Raw genomic sequence first — 16643 nt, 5'->3', positions numbered from 1 at the left:
CATCAGGGTCGGCTCCAGGTCCGATGCCAACTTCGCCTACAGGGTCAGCAGGCTCTGAATCCGCCGCTACGCGGCTTCGCAGCCTCCGGGACAGCGCAGCGTTTCAGGACTGGAAGCACATTCGGCGCAGTAAAGGGTCAAAGTGCGGCAGCTGGGATTGGAGCAGTTCTCAAACTTGTTGGTGGGCCCAGCACAGCGGACGCATTCACCGATGGTCTTGGCGTCCTCGCTGAACTCCACGTGCATGCGCTTGTCAAAGACATACAGGGAACCTTCCCACAGGCCTTTGTCCTTGAACGTTTCGCCGTAGCGGACTATCCCGCCATCCAGTTGGTACACCTCTTTGAAGCCCCTGTTGACCATCAGGCTGGACAAGACTTCGCAGCGGATTCCACCAGTGCAATAAGTGACGACCGGCTTGTCCTTGAGGTCGTCGTACTTGCCCGAGTCCAGTTCCTTGATGAAGTCGTGCGTGGTGTCCACGTCCGGAACGATCGCATCCTTGAACTTGCCGATCTGTGCCTCGAACGCGTTGCGGCCATCAAAGAACACCACGTCCTCGCCACTGGACTTCTTCGCATCCACCAGCGCGTGGAGTTCCTCCGGCTGCAGGTGTTTGCCGCCGCCCACCACGCCGTTGTCATCAACCTTCAGTTCCCCGGGAGCACCGAACGACACGATTTCATCGCGGACCTTGACGCTGAGGCGCGGGAAATCTGCGGCGCCTCCTTCCGACCATTTGAAGTCGATTCCGTGGAAGCCCTTATATTCACGCGTGGTCTTCACATACTGCTTCATGTTGTTCAGTTCGCCGCCCACCGTGGCGTTGATGCCGTCCTTCGAGATGAGTATCCGGCCGGTGAGCCCAAGTTTCTCGCAGAGGGCGCGCTGCCATAGACGCACGGCGTCAGGGTCGGCGATCGGGGTAAAGCCATAGAAGAGCACAATTCGGTTCAAAGCCACTATTCAAGGGTACTTGGTGCAGTAAAATCGCCGGCCTGACGGACTGCCGGTACAGCCCGCCAAGAGGAGAAGTCACAATTCCATAAGCAACCATGCCGGGACCGATCCGGCTCTGTTGCTTCATGGTGCGCTGGCATACTCTCTCTACATGAGTCCAGACGCCTTGGTTGAAGACATTGCGCACCTCTTGGAAGTCTGGGTAGCCGGCTGGTCCGGCTGCCGCGGCTATGAGTCACGCCAAGAGGGCCGCTTCCCTGCTGCGCTTCGCGCCGACAAGACCGGTGACTGGGAGTATTTCGCCCACGATCCCTCGGACGAAGAGTTCACCGCCCTGGCGGCTAAAACCGCAGAGGCTCCCACCCGGATCCTGACGGTCCTCACCAACGATGTCCAACGCTACAAGTACCTGGCTGAGCAGCACGGGCTGACTGTGACGTCCGCATCCCAAACCATGATGATCGTGGACATGGAAACCCAGGATTCCGAGGACCCCTGGCTGCCGGATGACGATCTTGAACTTGCTACCTCCGAATCCAACGGGGTCCACTACGCGGTAGTCCATTCCGGCGAGCAGGTAGCTGCCAGCGGACGGGTCTTCGTGGTGGACGGCACTGCCGTCTTCGACAAGATCGTTACCGAACCGGACTTCCAACGGCGCGGCCTGGGCAGCTTCATTATGAAGGCCCTCGCCGCCCAAGCTTTCTCTCACGACGTTGAGAACGGCCTTTTGCTCGCCTCCCTGGACGGTCAGAAGCTCTATTCACACCTCGGCTGGGACGTGGTGGGCCACGTGCTGATGATGTCCGCCAGTGGTACCGAAGGGTCAGATCTTTCCGGGGTATAACTTCTCGCTCCGACGGCTTATTGAGCCAGGTTCGACGGCGGTGCCCTTGGGTGCCGCCGTTCGCCGGCCCGCAGAGTGACAGAATGATTCGGTGGCTGCACCTCATTCATTGATCTCCCTGCTGGGCCGGACTGCGGATCCGGAGCAGCTGCGCCATGTCCACACCATCCCCGCCCGGAAAGCCGTCAACGAGCCTTGGCCGGGCTGGGCCCACCCCGACGTCGTGGGCGCCTATGAGGCACTGGGGATCCAGGAACCGTACCGGCACCAGGTCCAGGCCGCGGACCTCGCCCATTCCGGTCAGCACGTGGTCATCGCCACGGGAACGGCTTCCGGAAAGTCGCTCGCCTACCAACTGCCCGCGTTGGACGCGATACACCGTTCCGAGCTGCGCGTCCTCTCCGATCCCGGCAAGATCCACGACGACGGCGCAGTCACCCTGTACCTGTCCCCCACCAAGGCTTTGGCCGCCGACCAGCTCGCGGCGATCCGCGCGCTGAAGCTGCCCACCGTGCGGGCGGAAACGTACGACGGCGACACCGATGTTGCATCGCGCCGTTGGATCCGCGATCACGCGAACTTCATCCTGGCCAACCCGGACATGCTGCACTTCGGAATCCTGCCTAACCACACCTGGTGGGCAAAGTTCTTCCGGCGGCTGCGCTACGTGATTGTGGACGAGGCCCACAGTTACCGCGGTGTTTTTGGCTCCCACGTGGCCAACCTGATGCGGCGGCTCCGGCGGATCTGTGCCTATTACGGTGCAGGAAACACGTTTCCCGAGCCGGTGTTCATTGCCGCTTCCGCGACGGCGTCCGACCCCGGCGTTTCTTTTGGGCGGCTCATCGGTGCCCCTGTCAGGGAAGTCTCCGAGGACTGCTCCCCACATGGTTCCACAACGGTCGCGTTCTGGGAGCCGGCGCTCACAGACGTCAAGGGTGAGAACGGTGCTAAACAGCGGCGAACCGCCGTAGCGGAGACAGCGGACATTCTGGCCAACCTCGTCTCCTCGCGCGTCCGGACCATCGCCTTCATTAAGTCCCGACGTGGTGCCGAGTCCATTGCCTCCATTACCAAGCGACTCCTCGATGAGGTGGACCCCAGCCTGCCAGGGCGGGTTGCAGCCTATAGATCCGGATATCTGCCCGAAGAGCGGCGTGCCCTGGAGCAGGCGTTGCGATCCGGCCAGTTGCTGGGGGTCTCCAGCACGTCCGCTTTGGAGCTCGGCATCGACATCTCGGGGCTTGATGCCGTGCTGGTTGCAGGCTGGCCCGGCACCCGCGCCTCCCTTGTCCAACAGATTGGACGGGCCGGCCGGGCCGGGCAGGACGCCATCGCCGCTTTCGTGGCCAGCGACGACCCCTTGGACACGTACCTGGTGAACCATCCCGAGGCCATCTTTGACGTGTCTGTGGAAGCCACTGTCTTTGATCCCGGCAATCCTTACGTCCTTGGCCCCCATTTGTGTGCCGCTGCCGCTGAGCTGCCGATCGGGCCGGCCGAGCTTGATCTCTTTGGCCCCACCTCCGAAGGGCTGCTTGACCGTCTTGTGGTTCAGGGATACCTCCGCAAACGGCCCGCGGGATGGTTCTGGACCCATCCGGAGAGCGCCGCGGGAATGGTCAATCTCCGCGCCGACGGGGGTGGTCCGGTAAGTATCGTGGACGCCGAAACGGGCTCTCTCCTGGGGACCATGGACTCTCCGCAAACCCACTATCAGGCCCACACAGGTGCCATCTACGTCCACCAAGGTGATAGCTACCTGGTGGAGGACCTCAACGAGGCCGACCATTGCGTGATGGTGCGCCGGGTCAATCCCGACTTCTACACCACCGCCCGCGACGTCACCCAGATCGAAGTCCTTGAAACGTTGCGCTCGGTCCAGTGGGGCGACATCACCGTGCATTTCGGCGACGTCAAAGTGACTACGCAAGTTGTGTCCTTCCAGCGCAAGGCCTTGATTTCCAACGAGATCCTCGGCGAAGAACCCTTGGAGCTGGGAGCCCGGGATCTCTTTACCAAGGCCGTCTGGTTTGTAGTTGATAACCGTTCCCTTCACGGTGCAGGACTGGTGGAAGCAGAGTTCCCTGGGGCACTTCATGCCGCTGAACACGCTGCCATTGGGCTCCTCCCTTTGGTGGCTTCCAGTGATCGCTGGGACATCGGCGGTGTTTCCACGGCCCTCCATGCCGACACCGGGGTGCCCACGATCTTCGTTTACGACGGACATCCAGGCGGCGCAGGCTTCGCCGAGCGGGGCTTTGAAAAGGCCCGGATCTGGTTGACGGCAACCAAAGAAGCCATTCAGGCCTGCGAGTGTGAGGCTGGCTGCCCGTCCTGCGTCCAGTCCCCCAAATGCGGGAACAAGAACAATCCGCTGGACAAGGCAGCCGCCATCAAACTCCTGGGTGTGTTGTTGAAAGACGCCATCTAGAAACCCCTGTCCTGCGGATTTCGGAGGGCTGGACGGGACCTAAGCCGGGAGCTTCCAGGGACCCTATTCGTACAGACGGTCCTGCCGGTTCTACGGAGGTGGTCCTGCCCGTGCCCGTCCCGTGGCGGCTCCCCAGTCAAAGGGGTGATCCAGCTCGGTGGCAACGTCAACCACCATCCCGCCGGTCACAGTGCAGGACGTCATGGTCGCCCCGTGCTGCGCCACGACACCGGAAGCCACAGCGCATGGTTCCCCAGATGTCAGCCCTCGGGCAGCATCTGCGGCTGCGAGCGCCCCCAGGTCTGCCGCGGATGCCGCCCTTGAGGCCAACACACCTGCCTGGGCCAAGACGAGTACGCCGACGAGCAATGCCATCACCACTGCGCCCAATGTCAGAGCAAGGACGGTTCCTGCCCCGCGTTCGGAGTGCACAGGCGCTGGTAACGGGTTCATGGAAGACCGGCACCTGAACCAACGGACCACGCCCCGGCTGAGCTGGCGCCGCCTGATTCTGCACGGGCAGAAGCCGATGCTGTCAGCGTCCAGGGGATGAGCGGCCCCATGGCGCCCCCGGCCCGGGATGAGACGGTGACCGTGAGCCATCCCCCGCCGTCGGTCATGGAAGAGGTAGCGGTGTCGCCTGCAAGGCGCCTGACAATTCCTTCCACGGTGGCACCCGTCTCGCCCCGCGCGGAGGCCCTGGCTCCTGCGGTGGCAGCTTCCTGCAATCGCAGTTGTGTTATGCCCGCAGCGCCGCCTGCCAGCAGGAACGCCAAGAGCAAGACCACCGCGGGCAGGGCAACGGCGAACTCCGCGGTTACTGCGCCCAACTCCGCCCCGTCCTTCTTCCGGCAGGACGGTGATCCGGCGAGGACAGCAGATGGACTCCCGACGGCAGGCAGCACGTGCGTCATGGCAAGGACAAGGCCGTGCGGATCAGGTTGAGCAGGAAGCTGCGGACTTCTTCGCTCCGAAGGATGACCACCAGCAGCCCGGCGAGACCCACTGCAGCGAGGGTAGCTATGGCGTACTCTGCAGTAGCCATGCCGCTCTCCGAACCCAAAAGCATGGCACGTGTCCGGCGTGGCTCCCGGCTCCTCCACAGGTTCCTCCGATGACGCCGAGCCGGCCGCCGCCGGAACAAACCCTGATCCTGCAGGTCCATGCTGGCCGGCACGGCCAGCACACCGTGTGCACCCGCCAGGTCAATGTCCGTTCCGGCGGTGATCCGGACGCCCGCTTGCCCAATGCCGGAATCCCTGAATTCCTCCAGTTCAAACTGCTCGATTCCAAAACTCCTCGTGCCAGGATTCCCGCCAACCGCGGCTCGATAAAGCGACACTCGTTCCCGGCCCGCAACACGGCGGCCCGGACGGCGGTCAGGACGACGGTCAGGACGACGGGCAGATCCGGCCCTGAATAGTGATTTCACAGTGGATTCCTTTCAAGAAAAGCCAGCGGGTCCGCCGGCTGATTCAACTCTTCCGTGACCCGGCACGGCCCGTAAGAAGCGGATTCCCCCAAGTGGATAACCCCTCCGAACCGCCAGGATGTGGAGGAGAAGTGGGCACCGTCCGCAACTGCTGTGCGCAGGTCAGCATGGACGGTTTCATCCGGCCGGAAGCATGGCGATCAGGACCGGCACGATCCCCAGGCAGATGAATGCCGGCAGGGAACACAGGCCGAGGGGAACGACGAGTTTGACTCCCAGGGCAGCTGCTCTCTTCTCTGCGGCCCGGAACTGTTCGCGGCGTTCCCTGGCAGCCTGCGCGTAGAGGATCGATGCTGAGGGAGCGCCCGTTAGGGCTGCGAAAGCCAGCGCCTCTTTGAGGCGCACCACTTCAGGCCCGTGCTTGGTGGGGGTCCGCCAGGCTGTCTCCCAGTCCGCTCCAATGGCCAGTGCGGCAACGACTGGCCTGAGTGATTTCCTGATGGGCGGTGACGCGCATCCGGCAATAAGTTCAAGGGCCCGGCCGATTCCAGCTCCGGCGTCAAGCATCGACGCCACCAGTTCCAGCATCATCGCGGTATCGCGGAGACCGTCGGACGGACCTTTCGAATCAGTTGGATTCGTGGTGTGCGGGCCTGCCCCGGGCTCAGGCGAGGTGGTGTGGGCATTTCGAATCAGCAGGCGTGCCCTCGAGCGCCGTGGTCCGGCGTACCAGATGGAAGCCGCCAGCCCCAGGACCATGACCATCGCCAACACTGGCGCACCGGTCATCACGCGTTCCCCGCTGCTGAGGCCACCAGTCGTGAAGACCAAACGCGGCCGGCCACCGTCAGGATCAGTCCGGCAGCGAAGGTGGCAACTCCCAGAACGTTGTCCAGCAGGATTCCCAGTGGATCCACGCCCAGGGCCATCCCCAGCACCAAGCCGAACACCGGGAGCCAGGACAACAGCTTGACGGTAGCTTTTGGCCCGGCGAGCGCAGTTTGCCGGGCTGCTTCAGCATCTTCCTCGGCTTCCAACTGGGCGGCAAAGCGGGTGAGGAGGTCAGCAAGCGGACAGCCGCTGGTTTCTGCCACTTCCAAGCAGGCCGCCAGTTCCATCCACACGCGTCGTTCAGAACTCCCGCGCCGGGGATAGATCCGTGCGGCAATATCCCGGATTGCCTCAGCCGAAGAGTTCCCCAGACTCGAAGCTCCCCTTGCAGCAGCCACCACCAGCAGAGACTCTTGGCTAAGTGAAGCAGTCCCCGGCCCTACCACCGTGTCCGGGCCGCCGCCATCGTTGGTCAGACGCGGACTATGAACCATCCAGAGTTCCTCCCACAACCGGGACGTTCCCCGCCCGCCACGTAGCAAGGCCGCGAGCTGTTGCACGAGCACCACAAGCGGAAGGGGTTCGGGACGTTTTCGCCGTTTCGGGTGACGGAGCCTCACCCCTGAACGGACACCTAAGGCAGCGCCACCGGCCACGGCATGCGGCTCTCCCAAGGTCTTCCGCAAGCGTCGGACATCAACACCCCTACCCCGAAAGTGCTGCCAGGCAGCCAGCGCTGCAACGAGGACAAAGGCACCGATCATGGGGTGTGCCGGGGACTCGGCGACCCGCTCGCTCCGGCCCAGTCCATACCTGCAGGTAATGCGGGGGCGAGCCTGTCGGCGAGCGCCGGCCATGCGGGCCCACACGTCATTCCTGCTTGATTCCAGTGGAGTGCGGTGACCACCCTCTGGTCTTCGGGAGTGTCAGTCAGCACTCCTATGGACGCCACTTTCCGTCCTGTCGGGGTTCGGTCCACGTGAATAACGACGTCCAAGGCACTAGATACCTGCAGCCGCACGGCTTCCGCGTTCAGTCCGGCCAGCGCACCGAGGGCCACCAGCCGGGCGGGCACGGCCTCTGCCGTATTGGCGTGGATGGTTCCGCCGCCCCCTGTATGGCCGGTGTTGAGGGCTGTGAGCAATTCACGAACCTCAGCGCCCCGGCATTCTCCGACGATCAGCCTGTCCGGCCTCATGCGCAGTGCCTGACGGACCAGTTCGCCGAGGTCCAGGGCACCTCCGCCTTCGAGGTTTCCATGCCGGGATTCAAGGGTTACCACGTGAGGATGCACCGGGTTGAGTTCGGCGGCATCCTCAATCAGTACCAACCGCTCCGTCGGCTGGCTCAAGCCGAGCAGGGTGGACAGCAGGGTGGTCTTTCCCGAGCCCGTGGCGCCGCTGATCAGAAAACTCAATCTTTGGCTGATGATGGCCCTTAGAACCCCTTCCACCTGCTCGGAAAACATGCCGCTTTCCCTCAACTCGGGCAGCGTGAACACGTTCTCACGGCGAAGACGTATGGAAAGGAGGGTTCCCGACGTGGATATCGGCGAGAGAACCGCGTGCACCCGGTAGCCGCCGTCGAGCCGCACATCTACGCAAGGGGACCCATCGTCCAGTCGACGCCCACCGGCCGATACCAGCCGGGACGCCAATGACCGGACCTGTTGCTCAGTATCGAAATGCACTGATGACTTCTCCAGTCCTTTCCCGCGGTCCAGCCATACGGAATGCGGGCCGTTGACGAAGATGTCTGTAACAGCAGGGTCCTGGGCCAACTGCTGGAGGGGTCCCAAACCATTCAATTCAGCATTGATGGACTCGGCGGCCTCCAAAGCACCGGCGGTACCCAACAGCCTGCCGCTTGCCTGCACCGCTGCTGCGACCGTGGAAGGCGTCACCGGCCCGTTCCCCGCGAGCACAGACTCCCGCACCGTCTCCAGGAGCAGGGAATCGAGCTTCCGGCCCTGCCTGCGCCGTGTTCCCTCGAACGGATTCATTGAAGAGCGCCGTTCAGTTCCAGCACGGACATGGCAAAACGGTTGATGGGCCTGCGCTGGCCAAGTTCAAGGATGCGTCCCAATTCCGTCCCGGCCGCCACTCCCCTCATTTCAGGAATGACACCCAGCAGGGGTAGTCCCAATGACTCGGCAATGAGGGCGGCATCCACGGAGGAGGCGCTGCTGCCACGAACCACCAGCCCTGCGTCCATGGGCGGGAGTTCGCTGAGGATGCGCCCGGCTGCTACTGCCGATTTGAGCTGGGCTTTGGCGAGCAGGACCATCTTGTCGCAGTCCCACGCAAGATTCCGCACTCCTTCGCCACTGCGCCCGATGTCCACCAGGATCAGCTCAAAGCTGCGTCGTGCGGCATCCATGACAGCAGCCACTGCCCGCGCGTCCGGGCTGTGGATCGCGTCCCTTGTGCCGGGCCAGGACAGGTAAGCGAACCCGCCTGCGAAAGGGAGGGAATCCCGAAACTGGCCGGAATCGATACTTCCGCGGGTTTCAGAGAAATCGGGCCATTTGAGTCCCGGAATGTCCTCGGCCGTGACAGCCAGTTCCAGGCCGCCGCCCCAAGGATCGCCATCAATGAGCATGGTACTGACACCATGGTCCGCAGCCGCTTGTGCCAGCCAGATACTTGTAGTGGTGGCGCCCGCGCCGCCACTGCCACCGATGATCCCCATGACCGTGCCCCCAGGGTCCGGTGAGCCGGACATACTGAGGTGTTCGGCCAGCCAGGCCGCAGCTTCGGGAAGGACGGCAACCCGTTCAGCGCCGAGGGCAGCGGCCAACTCCCAGAGCCCGTCCCCGTCCGAAGCCCTCCCCAACATCACCGTGGGTGAGCGTCGCCGAGGAGGCAACTCCCGGACATCGCTGCCCACCAAAACGACGTCCGCGCTGTCCCACCCGTGCACGGCCTCGGTCACGTCGGTGGCCGTGGTGAGGCTTCCACCAGCAGCTGCCACAATCCGTTTAGCTTCTTCCTGCAGATAGGGGTCTGCGGAGACGAGCAATATCCCGGCAGCGTCTTGTGGGACCCAGGCTCCGTCCATGTCCGGTTGCACTTGAAGGTTGGTGGGTTGCCTGTGCCGGCGATCTCGCTTGGTCATGGATCCACCATCGTGGACCTGGTGGAACACCATAAGGGCATGAAGACCGTATGTGCACAACTTGGACTGGAACCACCCGATAGGCGATCGCCTGTGGAGGACAAGTGCCGGGGCATCACAGCGCCCGCACACAAGGCAGAATGGAGACCATGTATTTGCTGCTCGCCGCCCACCCGGAAGGCGCAGCCATACAAAGGATCTCCCCCACCGGAAGGGCAACGGCTGACGCGCGCGTCGTCGCCCGTGGTGAGTTGCCCGGCGTCGTGCGTGAGTTCGAAACCCAGCGGCCACGCTGGGTGTGGCACCGCGCCCAGGACTGGTATCCGGAGCTCCTGACGCACGGGGTCGAGCTGGAGCGATGCCATGACCTGGTGTTGTGCGGAGCCATCCTGGCGCACTCGGAATTCACAGCCGGGACTGACTATGCCAAGCATGCGGTCAAGCTCACCCAGGACGACGACTCAACGCCGCCGCGCGTCCTCCAGCCGCCGCCACCTCCAGCTGACCAAGGAGCGCTGTTCGAGGACCTGTTGCCAGCCACCCCCAAAGCCGGGCTGGCGGAGCTCAGGGAGGAGTTCGCGGCCCAACAGCACGCCATCTCCGAGGTCTCCGAGGCACAACAGCAGAAACAACGCCTCCAACTGCTGCTCGCCGCCGAATCGGCCTGCGCGATCATCGCCATTGAGATGCAACACGCCGGTGTCCCCTGGCGCGAAGAGTTGCACCAGCAGATCCTCGCCGACGTCCTGGGACCCAGACCACCGCACGGACACCGGCCGCCGGCGCTCGAAGCTCTCTGTGCCGAGCTCAGGAGCATCCTCAACTCACCCAGCCTGAATCCGGACTCCCCGCAGGACCTCATGCGCGCCTTGCACCGGAACGGGATCGAGGTGAAAAGTACCCGCCAATGGGAACTCCAGGAGTCGAAGCACCCTGCCATCCAGCCGCTGCTGGCGTACAAGAAGCTCTCCCGGCTCCACACGGCCAACGGCTGGGCATGGCTGGACGCGTGGGTGCGTGACGGGCGGTTCCACCCCGAGTACGTGGTGGGCGGAGTGGTGTCCGGCCGCTGGGCTTCACGCGGTGGCGGCGCACTGCAGATTCCGCGCAACATCCGGGCGGCGGTCCATGCGGATCCGGGTCATAAGCTCATCGTTGCCGATGCTTCGCAACTGGAACCCAGGGTCCTCGTGGCGCTGGCCCAGGACACCAAAATGGCCGAGGCTGCGCGGGATAAGGACCTCTACGCGGGCATCGCCGCCCAAGGCTTCGGCGGTGACCGTGCCAAGGCCAAGATTGCGCTGCTGGGAGCAATCTACGGTGCCACCACAGGGGAATCAGGCAGGCTCATGCCGCAGCTCACGCGGACCTACCCCCGCGCCGTCGGATTCGTGGAGCAGGCAGCCCGCGAGGGCGAGGCAGGGCGGACAGTAACCACGCGGTTGGGCCGGAGCAGCCCGCCGCCGTCCGCCGGTTGGTTGCGGAGCCAGCAATCCACCACCGCCGAAGAACAGCGCCGCGCCGACAACCTGGCCAGGTCCCGTGGCCGGTTCACCCGCAACTTCGTAGTCCAGGGCTCGGCTGCTGAATGGGCAGCCTGCTGGCTGGCAGAATTACGACGACGGCTGCGGGCTTCGCGCGCCGAAGGCTCACCTATGGGTGAACTGGTCTTCTTCCTGCACGACGAAGTGATGGTTCACGCCCCGGACGACGCGGTTGATGCCTGTATCCAAGCCATCGAAGAGGCGGCCGCCGCGGCCAAGGAGCTCATGTTCGGACGTATCCCGGTCGAATTCCCGGTGAGTGTCGCCGTCGTCGAGTCCTACGACAAAGCGAAGTAGCCGCACAGTACCCACAACCTCGTGGACTATCCAGTCATATCTCGCCAGATGAGGCCGAATGACCGGTACCGCCAAGTAACTTTTGTTCTCCCCTGGTTCTGGCTACTTTCACTATGTGGATACATTGCTGGTCCACATATGTGTGCAAGGAAGCATCAAGGGGAGCATCAATGGCTGGCAGGTTTGAAATTCTTCAGGACAACGACGAAATGTACCGGTTCCGCCTGACCGCGGCCGACGGAACCGTCGTGGCCGAATCACCGACGTTCAGACACCTTGAGGGTGTCATTGCAGGCATCAACGCCGTCCGCGAAAACGCTGCGACCGGGCTGGTAGTGGATCGTTCGACGGCGGCGCGCAAGGCCGCCTGACAGCGAACCAGCGCTGCCGTCATTTTCAAAGTCGGCCGCGCTCGCTCCCTCGGATTTCCGGCTGCAGTGCAGATGAGTGTGACATGAGGATGTCAGGAGTCCCCTGGCCTTCAGGCACCGGCGATGTCCCTGGCATCAGATAGAAAGCGCGCCATGCGGTCGAGCTTGGTCACCACGAGCGTATCGCCGGCCGGCTTGCGGACAGCCTCTGAGGCTCACGAGAGATCGGTTTAGGTATTCGGACTGGTTTTACCGCAGACGAATGGAGGTTGGTTGGCCCGAGCTGCGGCGAGCTCGTCGCAGCTCGACTCAAAATTGGTCATGCATCGAGTAAGAGTTGGTCATGCATCGAGGCCGGCCCAGGAGTAGCGCTTCGAAAAACAGAAGGTCAGTGTGTCACCAGGGCAGGTAGTCGGGAGCTTCGTCGACGAGTCCTTCGTGCCTTGACGTCAGGCGAGTCGCCTTAGGAACAGCGCTACACACCGTGGAACTCATCCTGAAGCTATGGTCGAAAGCGTGAGTCTCGTGACCGAAGAGAATGGAACGAACCTTGGCGAGTGATGATGGTGTGGGGTCGGGCGTCGGAAAAGATCATTGGATGGGCGAACTCACCAATGGAGACCTTCGGTTAGGGAAGAAGGCTGTTAGGTTCAAAACCGTTCTGTGTGCAATCGGATTCGTGCTCGGTCTGGGGATCGCGATTTTCGTGTTTTTGAGTGTCCCCTGGGACACCCGAATGCCCTACGACGGCAAATTCAGTCGGGATGGGAGCGGCATACCAATGCCTATCGCCATGCTTCCCTGTTTGGCACTCCTTTTTGGTTTGTGGCGCTCCGGGAGGAAGCTTAACGCGCATCATATGGGCAAAGGGTCGCGCATTGCTTATTACATCCTCGCGCCGGCTCTCATCGTGGGATGTGTCTGGGGCCAGTGGGTTATTGGGGAATCGATCCTGACTGCCGGTGGATACTTCACTAGGTAGGGCCTATCGGAGCAGCCAGAATTTTCGGTAGATCTGGTGCCGAGGTTGCCGTCGATTCACTGTTCCAGTTCCCCAGACCCGGAGGACCGGTGAATGTGTCGGACGGCACGATTCTCACTTCACCCGGCGCCGGTACTAACCTCTAGCGCGCGTCCGGTGAAGGATCCAGTTACGCTCGTAGGCAGGGCTATGAAGGATCGTCAGGCAACCTTGTCCAGGTTCTACTCCTACTCCGTCGAAGTCTACGGGCAGCATGCCTGCTCGACTGGTCTGCCCAAGACGCTTCTTCGATAGCAATGATGACGTTGTCATCGACCTCGCTGGCGGGAAGTGAAGCCAGCCAGGGCACGGAAAGGGAAGTCCAATAGTCCATCTGAGTCGCCACCGCTGTCCTCGGAATCGCTGCCAACGGAACTGCTGAAAGCAATGTCCCAGGCAACATAGACAACTCACGCTCACGTGCTCCAAGTTCTGCTCGGACTTCCTCGTAAGGACGTTCAAGACACGGAAGCAGCCCTATCGGAGTCTCCAGATCGAGCTGCCTTTTAGGCAGCGTCTCATCACCTATGTAGAGGACGTCCCCAACGAGACCGAGCCATGAGTGTTGCCCAAGCCTAAGTATCCGGGTCCACGATGGGTGCATTAGACCAGTGTGAAATACGGAAGACGGGACTGCAATTACGAAACCGGGCCATCGCAGGTGGAGTGGAGCGCCGTTCGGTAATGAATCCTTCAACGGGCGGGGCCATGGCGTTTGCAGTTGGACGTGGGTGTATGCGCTGCTGAGCCTTTCAGGAAAACCCCTGAAAGGCTCCGTCGTCGTCAGTTCGCCCTGCGAAGTCTTCCCAGTCCATATTGGCAATGTTCAAGTTGTTTTCGACGTTGCCTAATTCACGGGCGATGCAGCGCCTGTTTCACTTCGTAGCCATGCATGATCAGCTTTCCTCAGGAATTCAACAACGACTCGTCGAACCAGACATCTTCGTAGCCGGGTGCTAAATAGGAGTCTCCACCCCTGAGGCAAGGCGAGATTCGGAAGGACTTCTGGACACCAGGTCGTCAGATGCTCGACGTGCAAGGTAACGAAGAAATCGCCCGCCGTTCCAAGTTCTTCGCCGCGCCAAATTAACCAGCCACTGGTGCCAGTTGCGGCGGGATGCCTTAGACCATTCAGGGGAAGAAGATGCGGCGACCGCACGTTACCGGAAACTCCTACCTTCTCTCCTTGCGAGGGCGGTGCTGGAACAGCTCCGAGCCGGTCGCTAGTTGAACCTGGGTGGAAAGCCGAAAGACACCTGTTGCTAGAGGTCGATGTCCCGCAGCTTCTCCGTGTCCCAGGGAACGGTCCAGCCCAGTTCATCAAAGAGCCCGCTGAGGACCATCCCCGTGAAGCCCCACACCAGCACGCCATTGACCGTGAACCCTGGACTGGTGTACGTGCGGCCGAAGCGGGTGATGGTGGCGGTGACGCGGTTGGCTGGATCCAAGAGGTCGCGCACCGGCACCCTGAAGACCTGCGCGGATTCGGCATAGTCCACCACGCGGACGGGCGATGGCGCATCCCACCAGCCCAGCACAGGTGTCACCCGGAAGTTGCTGCGGATCAATCCGAGCTCGGGGATGACGCCGAGGACGCGAACACCGCTGGCGTCCAGCCCCGTTTCCTCTACGGCTTCGCGCAATGCGGCGGCCACTACCGATTCATCCTCCGGGTCCACCATTCCGCCAGGGAAAGCTACTTGGCCGGGGTGGTCGTCGAGGGTGTGTGCGCGCTCCAACAGCAGGACGTCAAGGTCTGCAGGAGCTATGGGCCGCCCGGACTCAGCCGGTACGTCATCCAGCACGCCGAACAGCATCAGGACAGCGGCCGGCCGGTTGGTCTCCGGTATGACGGGCAACTTCTCCCAGAGAGCCGAATGCTGTTGCTGACCTTCTTCAAAGCGGGTGACCAGCGCGGACAGTTCCTCAAGCGCGGTCACCCGGGCCTCCTTTGTGATTCCATGCGGATCTCCGCGGCCCTGTGTGTCTCGGCCAGCAGCTTCTCCAGCAAAGCTTCGTTGCCTGGCGCGAGCTCGTACTTCAGCAGCTTGGCTGCCTTGACGGGATCCGTTTCGCCCTCACCGTAGCTCGGGCAGAGACTCGCGACCGGGCAGGCACCACAGGCCGGCTTCCTGGAATGGCAAACCCTGCGTCCGTGGAACACCACCCGGTGGGAGAGCATGGTCCAGTCGCGGGGTTCGAACAATTCAGCGACGTCGAACTCGATCTTCACGGGATCGTCCGACGCCGTCCATCCAAAGCGGCGGGCCAGCCTGCCGAAGTGAGTATCCACAGTGATTCCGGGAATCCCGAACGCATTGCCCAAAACCACGTTCGCGGTCTTTCGCCCAACACCCGGGAGCGTCACCAAATCTTCGAGGCGTCCCGGGACCACGCCGTCGTACTCATCCACAAGCCGGGTGCTAAGCGCCAGTACGTTCCGCGCTTTTGCCCGGAAGAAGCCGGTGGGCTGAAGGATGGTCTCCAACTCCACGGGATCAGCCTCTGACATGGCCCGCGCATCCGGGTACCGGGCAAACAGGATCTTAGTGACCTGGTTGACCGCCACATCAGTGGTTTGGGCGGAGAGGACCGTGGCTACCACCAGCTCAAAGGGGTTCCTGAAATCCAACTCCGCATGGGCGTAGGGGTACTTTTCAGCGAGAACCCTGTTGATCTTGCGTGCCCGGCGCTTGAGCGCGAGCAGCGAACCAGCTTCAGCGATGGCCACGGCGTCCCTGCCTAGCCGCGTTCGATGTTGCTGAGTTCCCGGAGAACCCCAACCTTGCCGTCGGTGTCCTGCACCAGGAACTCATGGCCGCGGTCCTCCAGTGCCAGCACCCACCCACCGGGCTCGATGGTGAAGGCCGGAGCGCCAGTGTGTTCGTCGTACGCAGTCCTGGGCTGGGCCACCGCGAACCAGAAAGCCTCGTACTGCGGGGAATCGGAGTCCTCCGGACGGCTGGCCGGGTCCACGGTTGCACCAATAGACTCACTCACTCGCCGGGTGTCGCCCGAGACAATGGGGGTGGCCATCGTGGCGGCCCATGGCTGTTGGGCGGCCGGCTGCTGGGCTGCAGGCTGCTGGGCTGCCGGCTGTGTTGCGTGCTGGGTAGTAGCAGGCTCAGAAGCAGCGGGCTCAGCGGCCGCCGGGGTCTTACCGGCTTCCGTCCCTGCCTCAGCACCCTTAGCAACCTCCTGCGCCGGAGCGGGCGCTGAAGTACCAGCGCTTGCCCCGGCTGATGTCTGGCCTGCCGGAGCGCTGGCGGCCGGAGTGCTGCCCGTTGAGGTCACGTCCGCTGAATGCACGACGGCGGGAGCCTCCGTTGCGGCCGGCGCTGCAGCTCCGTGGCTGGCTGGCGGAGCGAACGGACTGGCACCAGCACCAGCGGCACCAGCGGAAGCGCCGGCCCCTGAAGTAGCCGCGCCGGTCGCTCCGGTAGAGGCCGCAGCAGCCGCCGCCCCGGGAACGGCCGCACCCGGAGCCTGGTATCCGGACGTCGATCCTTGGAACCCGTGCCCCGGAGCAGCCGTGGCCGTTCCTGCGGCCGGCTTGGGAGCTGAGGGTTCCTTCGGTGTTTTGGGAGCAGCAGGCTTGCGGCTCGGTACTGCGGCTTCGCGGGCAACCACGTGGGCCGGTGTTTCGGCGCGGTCCTTGAAGTCAGCGGACAACCACGGGAGATGCGGGGCCAGGACGGTTGCGGCCAGGAGGCCTACTGAACCGATCAAACCCAGCAGCACGCCGCCATTGAACGAGTTGGCGATGGTCAGGAAGAAGAGTGGAAAAGC

At 62.9% G+C, this 16643-nt stretch carries 16 protein-coding genes and 2 pseudogenes; 5 read left to right on the top strand and 13 right to left on the bottom strand.

Annotated features, from left to right (window positions below):
- Window positions 1-66 precede the first annotated feature (66 nt).
- A complete protein-coding gene (locus HP499_RS09965; protein ID WP_172323924.1) occupies window positions 67-963 on the bottom strand; it encodes a rhodanese-related sulfurtransferase in 897 nt (298 codons plus the stop codon).
- 148 nt (window positions 964-1111) lie between these two features.
- Between HP499_RS09965 and HP499_RS09960 the strand changes: the two genes are divergently transcribed.
- Complete coding sequence (locus HP499_RS09960; RefSeq protein ID WP_172323923.1) at window positions 1112-1807, top strand: GNAT family N-acetyltransferase; 696 nt, start codon at window positions 1112-1114, stop codon at window positions 1805-1807.
- 91 nt (window positions 1808-1898) lie between these two features.
- A complete protein-coding gene (locus HP499_RS09955) occupies window positions 1899-4241 on the top strand; it encodes a DEAD/DEAH box helicase (protein ID WP_172323922.1) in 2343 nt (780 codons plus the stop codon).
- A gap of 90 nt (window positions 4242-4331) precedes the next feature.
- On the opposite strand, the gene HP499_RS09950 is transcribed toward HP499_RS09955, so the two are convergent.
- The 3 genes and pseudogenes from HP499_RS09950 to HP499_RS09940 all read right to left on the bottom strand — a co-directional run.
- Window positions 4332-4694: an Rv3654c family TadE-like protein gene (locus tag HP499_RS09950; protein ID WP_172323921.1), complete on the bottom strand. Its 363-nt coding sequence runs from the start codon at window positions 4692-4694 to the stop codon at window positions 4332-4334.
- Window positions 4691-5155 (bottom strand): TadE family type IV pilus minor pilin, encoded by a 465-nt coding sequence (locus tag HP499_RS09945; protein WP_172323920.1) that lies wholly within the window; start codon window positions 5153-5155, stop codon window positions 4691-4693. The genes HP499_RS09950 and HP499_RS09945 overlap by 4 nt, the downstream gene beginning before the upstream one ends.
- A pseudogene (locus HP499_RS09940) lies at window positions 5152-5316 on the bottom strand (DUF4244 domain-containing protein); the annotation flags it as partial. The gene HP499_RS09945 and the pseudogene HP499_RS09940, both read right to left, overlap by 4 nt.
- Before the next feature lie 39 nt (window positions 5317-5355).
- Between HP499_RS09940 and HP499_RS09935 the strand changes: the two are divergent.
- Entirely contained in the window at window positions 5356-5664 is a 309-nt protein-coding gene (locus HP499_RS09935) for a hypothetical protein (protein WP_172323912.1), read from the top strand.
- Window positions 5665-5850: 186 nt separating this feature from the next.
- On the opposite strand, the gene HP499_RS09930 is transcribed toward HP499_RS09935, so the two are convergent.
- The 4 genes from HP499_RS09930 to ssd form a co-directional block, all read right to left on the bottom strand.
- A complete protein-coding gene (locus HP499_RS09930; RefSeq protein ID WP_172323919.1) occupies window positions 5851-6462 on the bottom strand; it encodes a type II secretion system F family protein in 612 nt (203 codons plus the stop codon).
- The gene (locus HP499_RS09925) at window positions 6462-6998 is read right to left on the bottom strand and encodes a type II secretion system F family protein (RefSeq protein WP_253951505.1); all 537 of its coding nucleotides are present in this window, start codon (window positions 6996-6998) and stop codon (window positions 6462-6464) included. Before HP499_RS09925 ends, HP499_RS09930 begins: the two co-directional genes overlap by 1 nt.
- 266 nt (window positions 6999-7264) lie before the next feature.
- Entirely contained in the window at window positions 7265-8506 is a 1242-nt protein-coding gene (locus HP499_RS09920; protein ID WP_172323917.1) for a TadA family conjugal transfer-associated ATPase, read from the bottom strand.
- Window positions 8503-9621, bottom strand: a complete 1119-nt coding sequence (ssd, locus tag HP499_RS09915; RefSeq protein WP_309138372.1) for a septum site-determining protein Ssd — start codon at window positions 9619-9621, stop codon at window positions 8503-8505. Before ssd ends, HP499_RS09920 begins: the two co-directional genes overlap by 4 nt.
- 149 nt (window positions 9622-9770) lie before the next feature.
- Here ssd and HP499_RS09910 point away from each other — a divergent pair, with 149 nt between their 5' ends.
- Window positions 9771-11462: a bifunctional 3'-5' exonuclease/DNA polymerase gene (locus HP499_RS09910; RefSeq protein ID WP_172323925.1), complete on the top strand. Its 1692-nt coding sequence runs from the start codon at window positions 9771-9773 to the stop codon at window positions 11460-11462.
- Window positions 11463-11632: 170 nt separating this feature from the next.
- Window positions 11633-11833: a DUF1508 domain-containing protein gene (locus tag HP499_RS09905; RefSeq protein WP_172323916.1), complete on the top strand. Its 201-nt coding sequence runs from the start codon at window positions 11633-11635 to the stop codon at window positions 11831-11833.
- Window positions 11834-11952: 119 nt separating this feature from the next.
- On the opposite strand, the pseudogene HP499_RS25105 reads toward HP499_RS09905, so the two are convergent.
- From HP499_RS25105 to HP499_RS09890, 5 genes and pseudogenes are all read right to left on the bottom strand, one after another.
- A pseudogene (locus HP499_RS25105) lies at window positions 11953-12021 on the bottom strand (recombinase); the annotation flags it as partial.
- A gap of 1585 nt (window positions 12022-13606) precedes the next feature.
- Window positions 13607-13717 (bottom strand): hypothetical protein, encoded by a 111-nt coding sequence (locus HP499_RS25570; RefSeq protein WP_375154248.1) that lies wholly within the window; start codon window positions 13715-13717, stop codon window positions 13607-13609.
- 399 nt (window positions 13718-14116) lie between these two features.
- Window positions 14117-14794 carry a CoA pyrophosphatase gene (locus HP499_RS09900; RefSeq protein WP_172323915.1) on the bottom strand — a complete coding sequence of 226 codons (678 nt, stop codon included), beginning with the start codon at window positions 14792-14794 and terminating at the stop codon, window positions 14117-14119.
- A complete protein-coding gene (gene nth, locus HP499_RS09895; RefSeq protein WP_172323914.1) occupies window positions 14791-15585 on the bottom strand; it encodes an endonuclease III in 795 nt (264 codons plus the stop codon). The genes HP499_RS09900 and nth overlap by 4 nt, the downstream gene beginning before the upstream one ends.
- 11 nt (window positions 15586-15596) lie before the next feature.
- Window positions 15597-16643, bottom strand: a 1047-nt coding sequence (locus tag HP499_RS09890) for a hypothetical protein (RefSeq protein WP_172323913.1), incomplete at its 5' end; no start/stop codon positions are given.

Source organism: Paenarthrobacter sp. CM16, from assembly GCF_013179505.1.
In the GTDB taxonomy this organism is placed as follows: domain Bacteria; phylum Actinomycetota; class Actinomycetes; order Actinomycetales; family Micrococcaceae; genus Arthrobacter.
This window is presented reverse-complemented; position numbering and strand designations above follow the sequence as displayed.

Coding starts and splice junctions, on each gene's coding strand:
- HP499_RS09930 (WP_172323919.1), bottom strand. CDS start 6,462: ATGACCGGTGCGCCAGTGTTGGCGATGGTCATGGTCCTGGGGCTGGCG.
- HP499_RS09960 (WP_172323923.1), top strand. CDS start 1,112: ATGAGTCCAGACGCCTTGGTTGAAGACATTGCGCACCTCTTGGAAGTC.
- HP499_RS09910 (WP_172323925.1), top strand. CDS start 9,771: ATGTATTTGCTGCTCGCCGCCCACCCGGAAGGCGCAGCCATACAAAGG.
- HP499_RS09950 (WP_172323921.1), bottom strand. CDS start 4,694: ATGAACCCGTTACCAGCGCCTGTGCACTCCGAACGCGGGGCAGGAACC.
- HP499_RS09945 (WP_172323920.1), bottom strand. CDS start 5,155: ATGACGCACGTGCTGCCTGCCGTCGGGAGTCCATCTGCTGTCCTCGCC.
- HP499_RS09920 (WP_172323917.1), bottom strand. CDS start 8,506: ATGAATCCGTTCGAGGGAACACGGCGCAGGCAGGGCCGGAAGCTCGAT.
- HP499_RS09935 (WP_172323912.1), top strand. CDS start 5,356: ATGACGCCGAGCCGGCCGCCGCCGGAACAAACCCTGATCCTGCAGGTC.
- HP499_RS09925 (WP_253951505.1), bottom strand. CDS start 6,998: ATGGTTCATAGTCCGCGTCTGACCAACGATGGCGGCGGCCCGGACACG.
- ssd (WP_309138372.1), bottom strand. CDS start 9,621: ATGACCAAGCGAGATCGCCGGCACAGGCAACCCACCAACCTTCAAGTG.
- HP499_RS09905 (WP_172323916.1), top strand. CDS start 11,633: ATGGCTGGCAGGTTTGAAATTCTTCAGGACAACGACGAAATGTACCGG.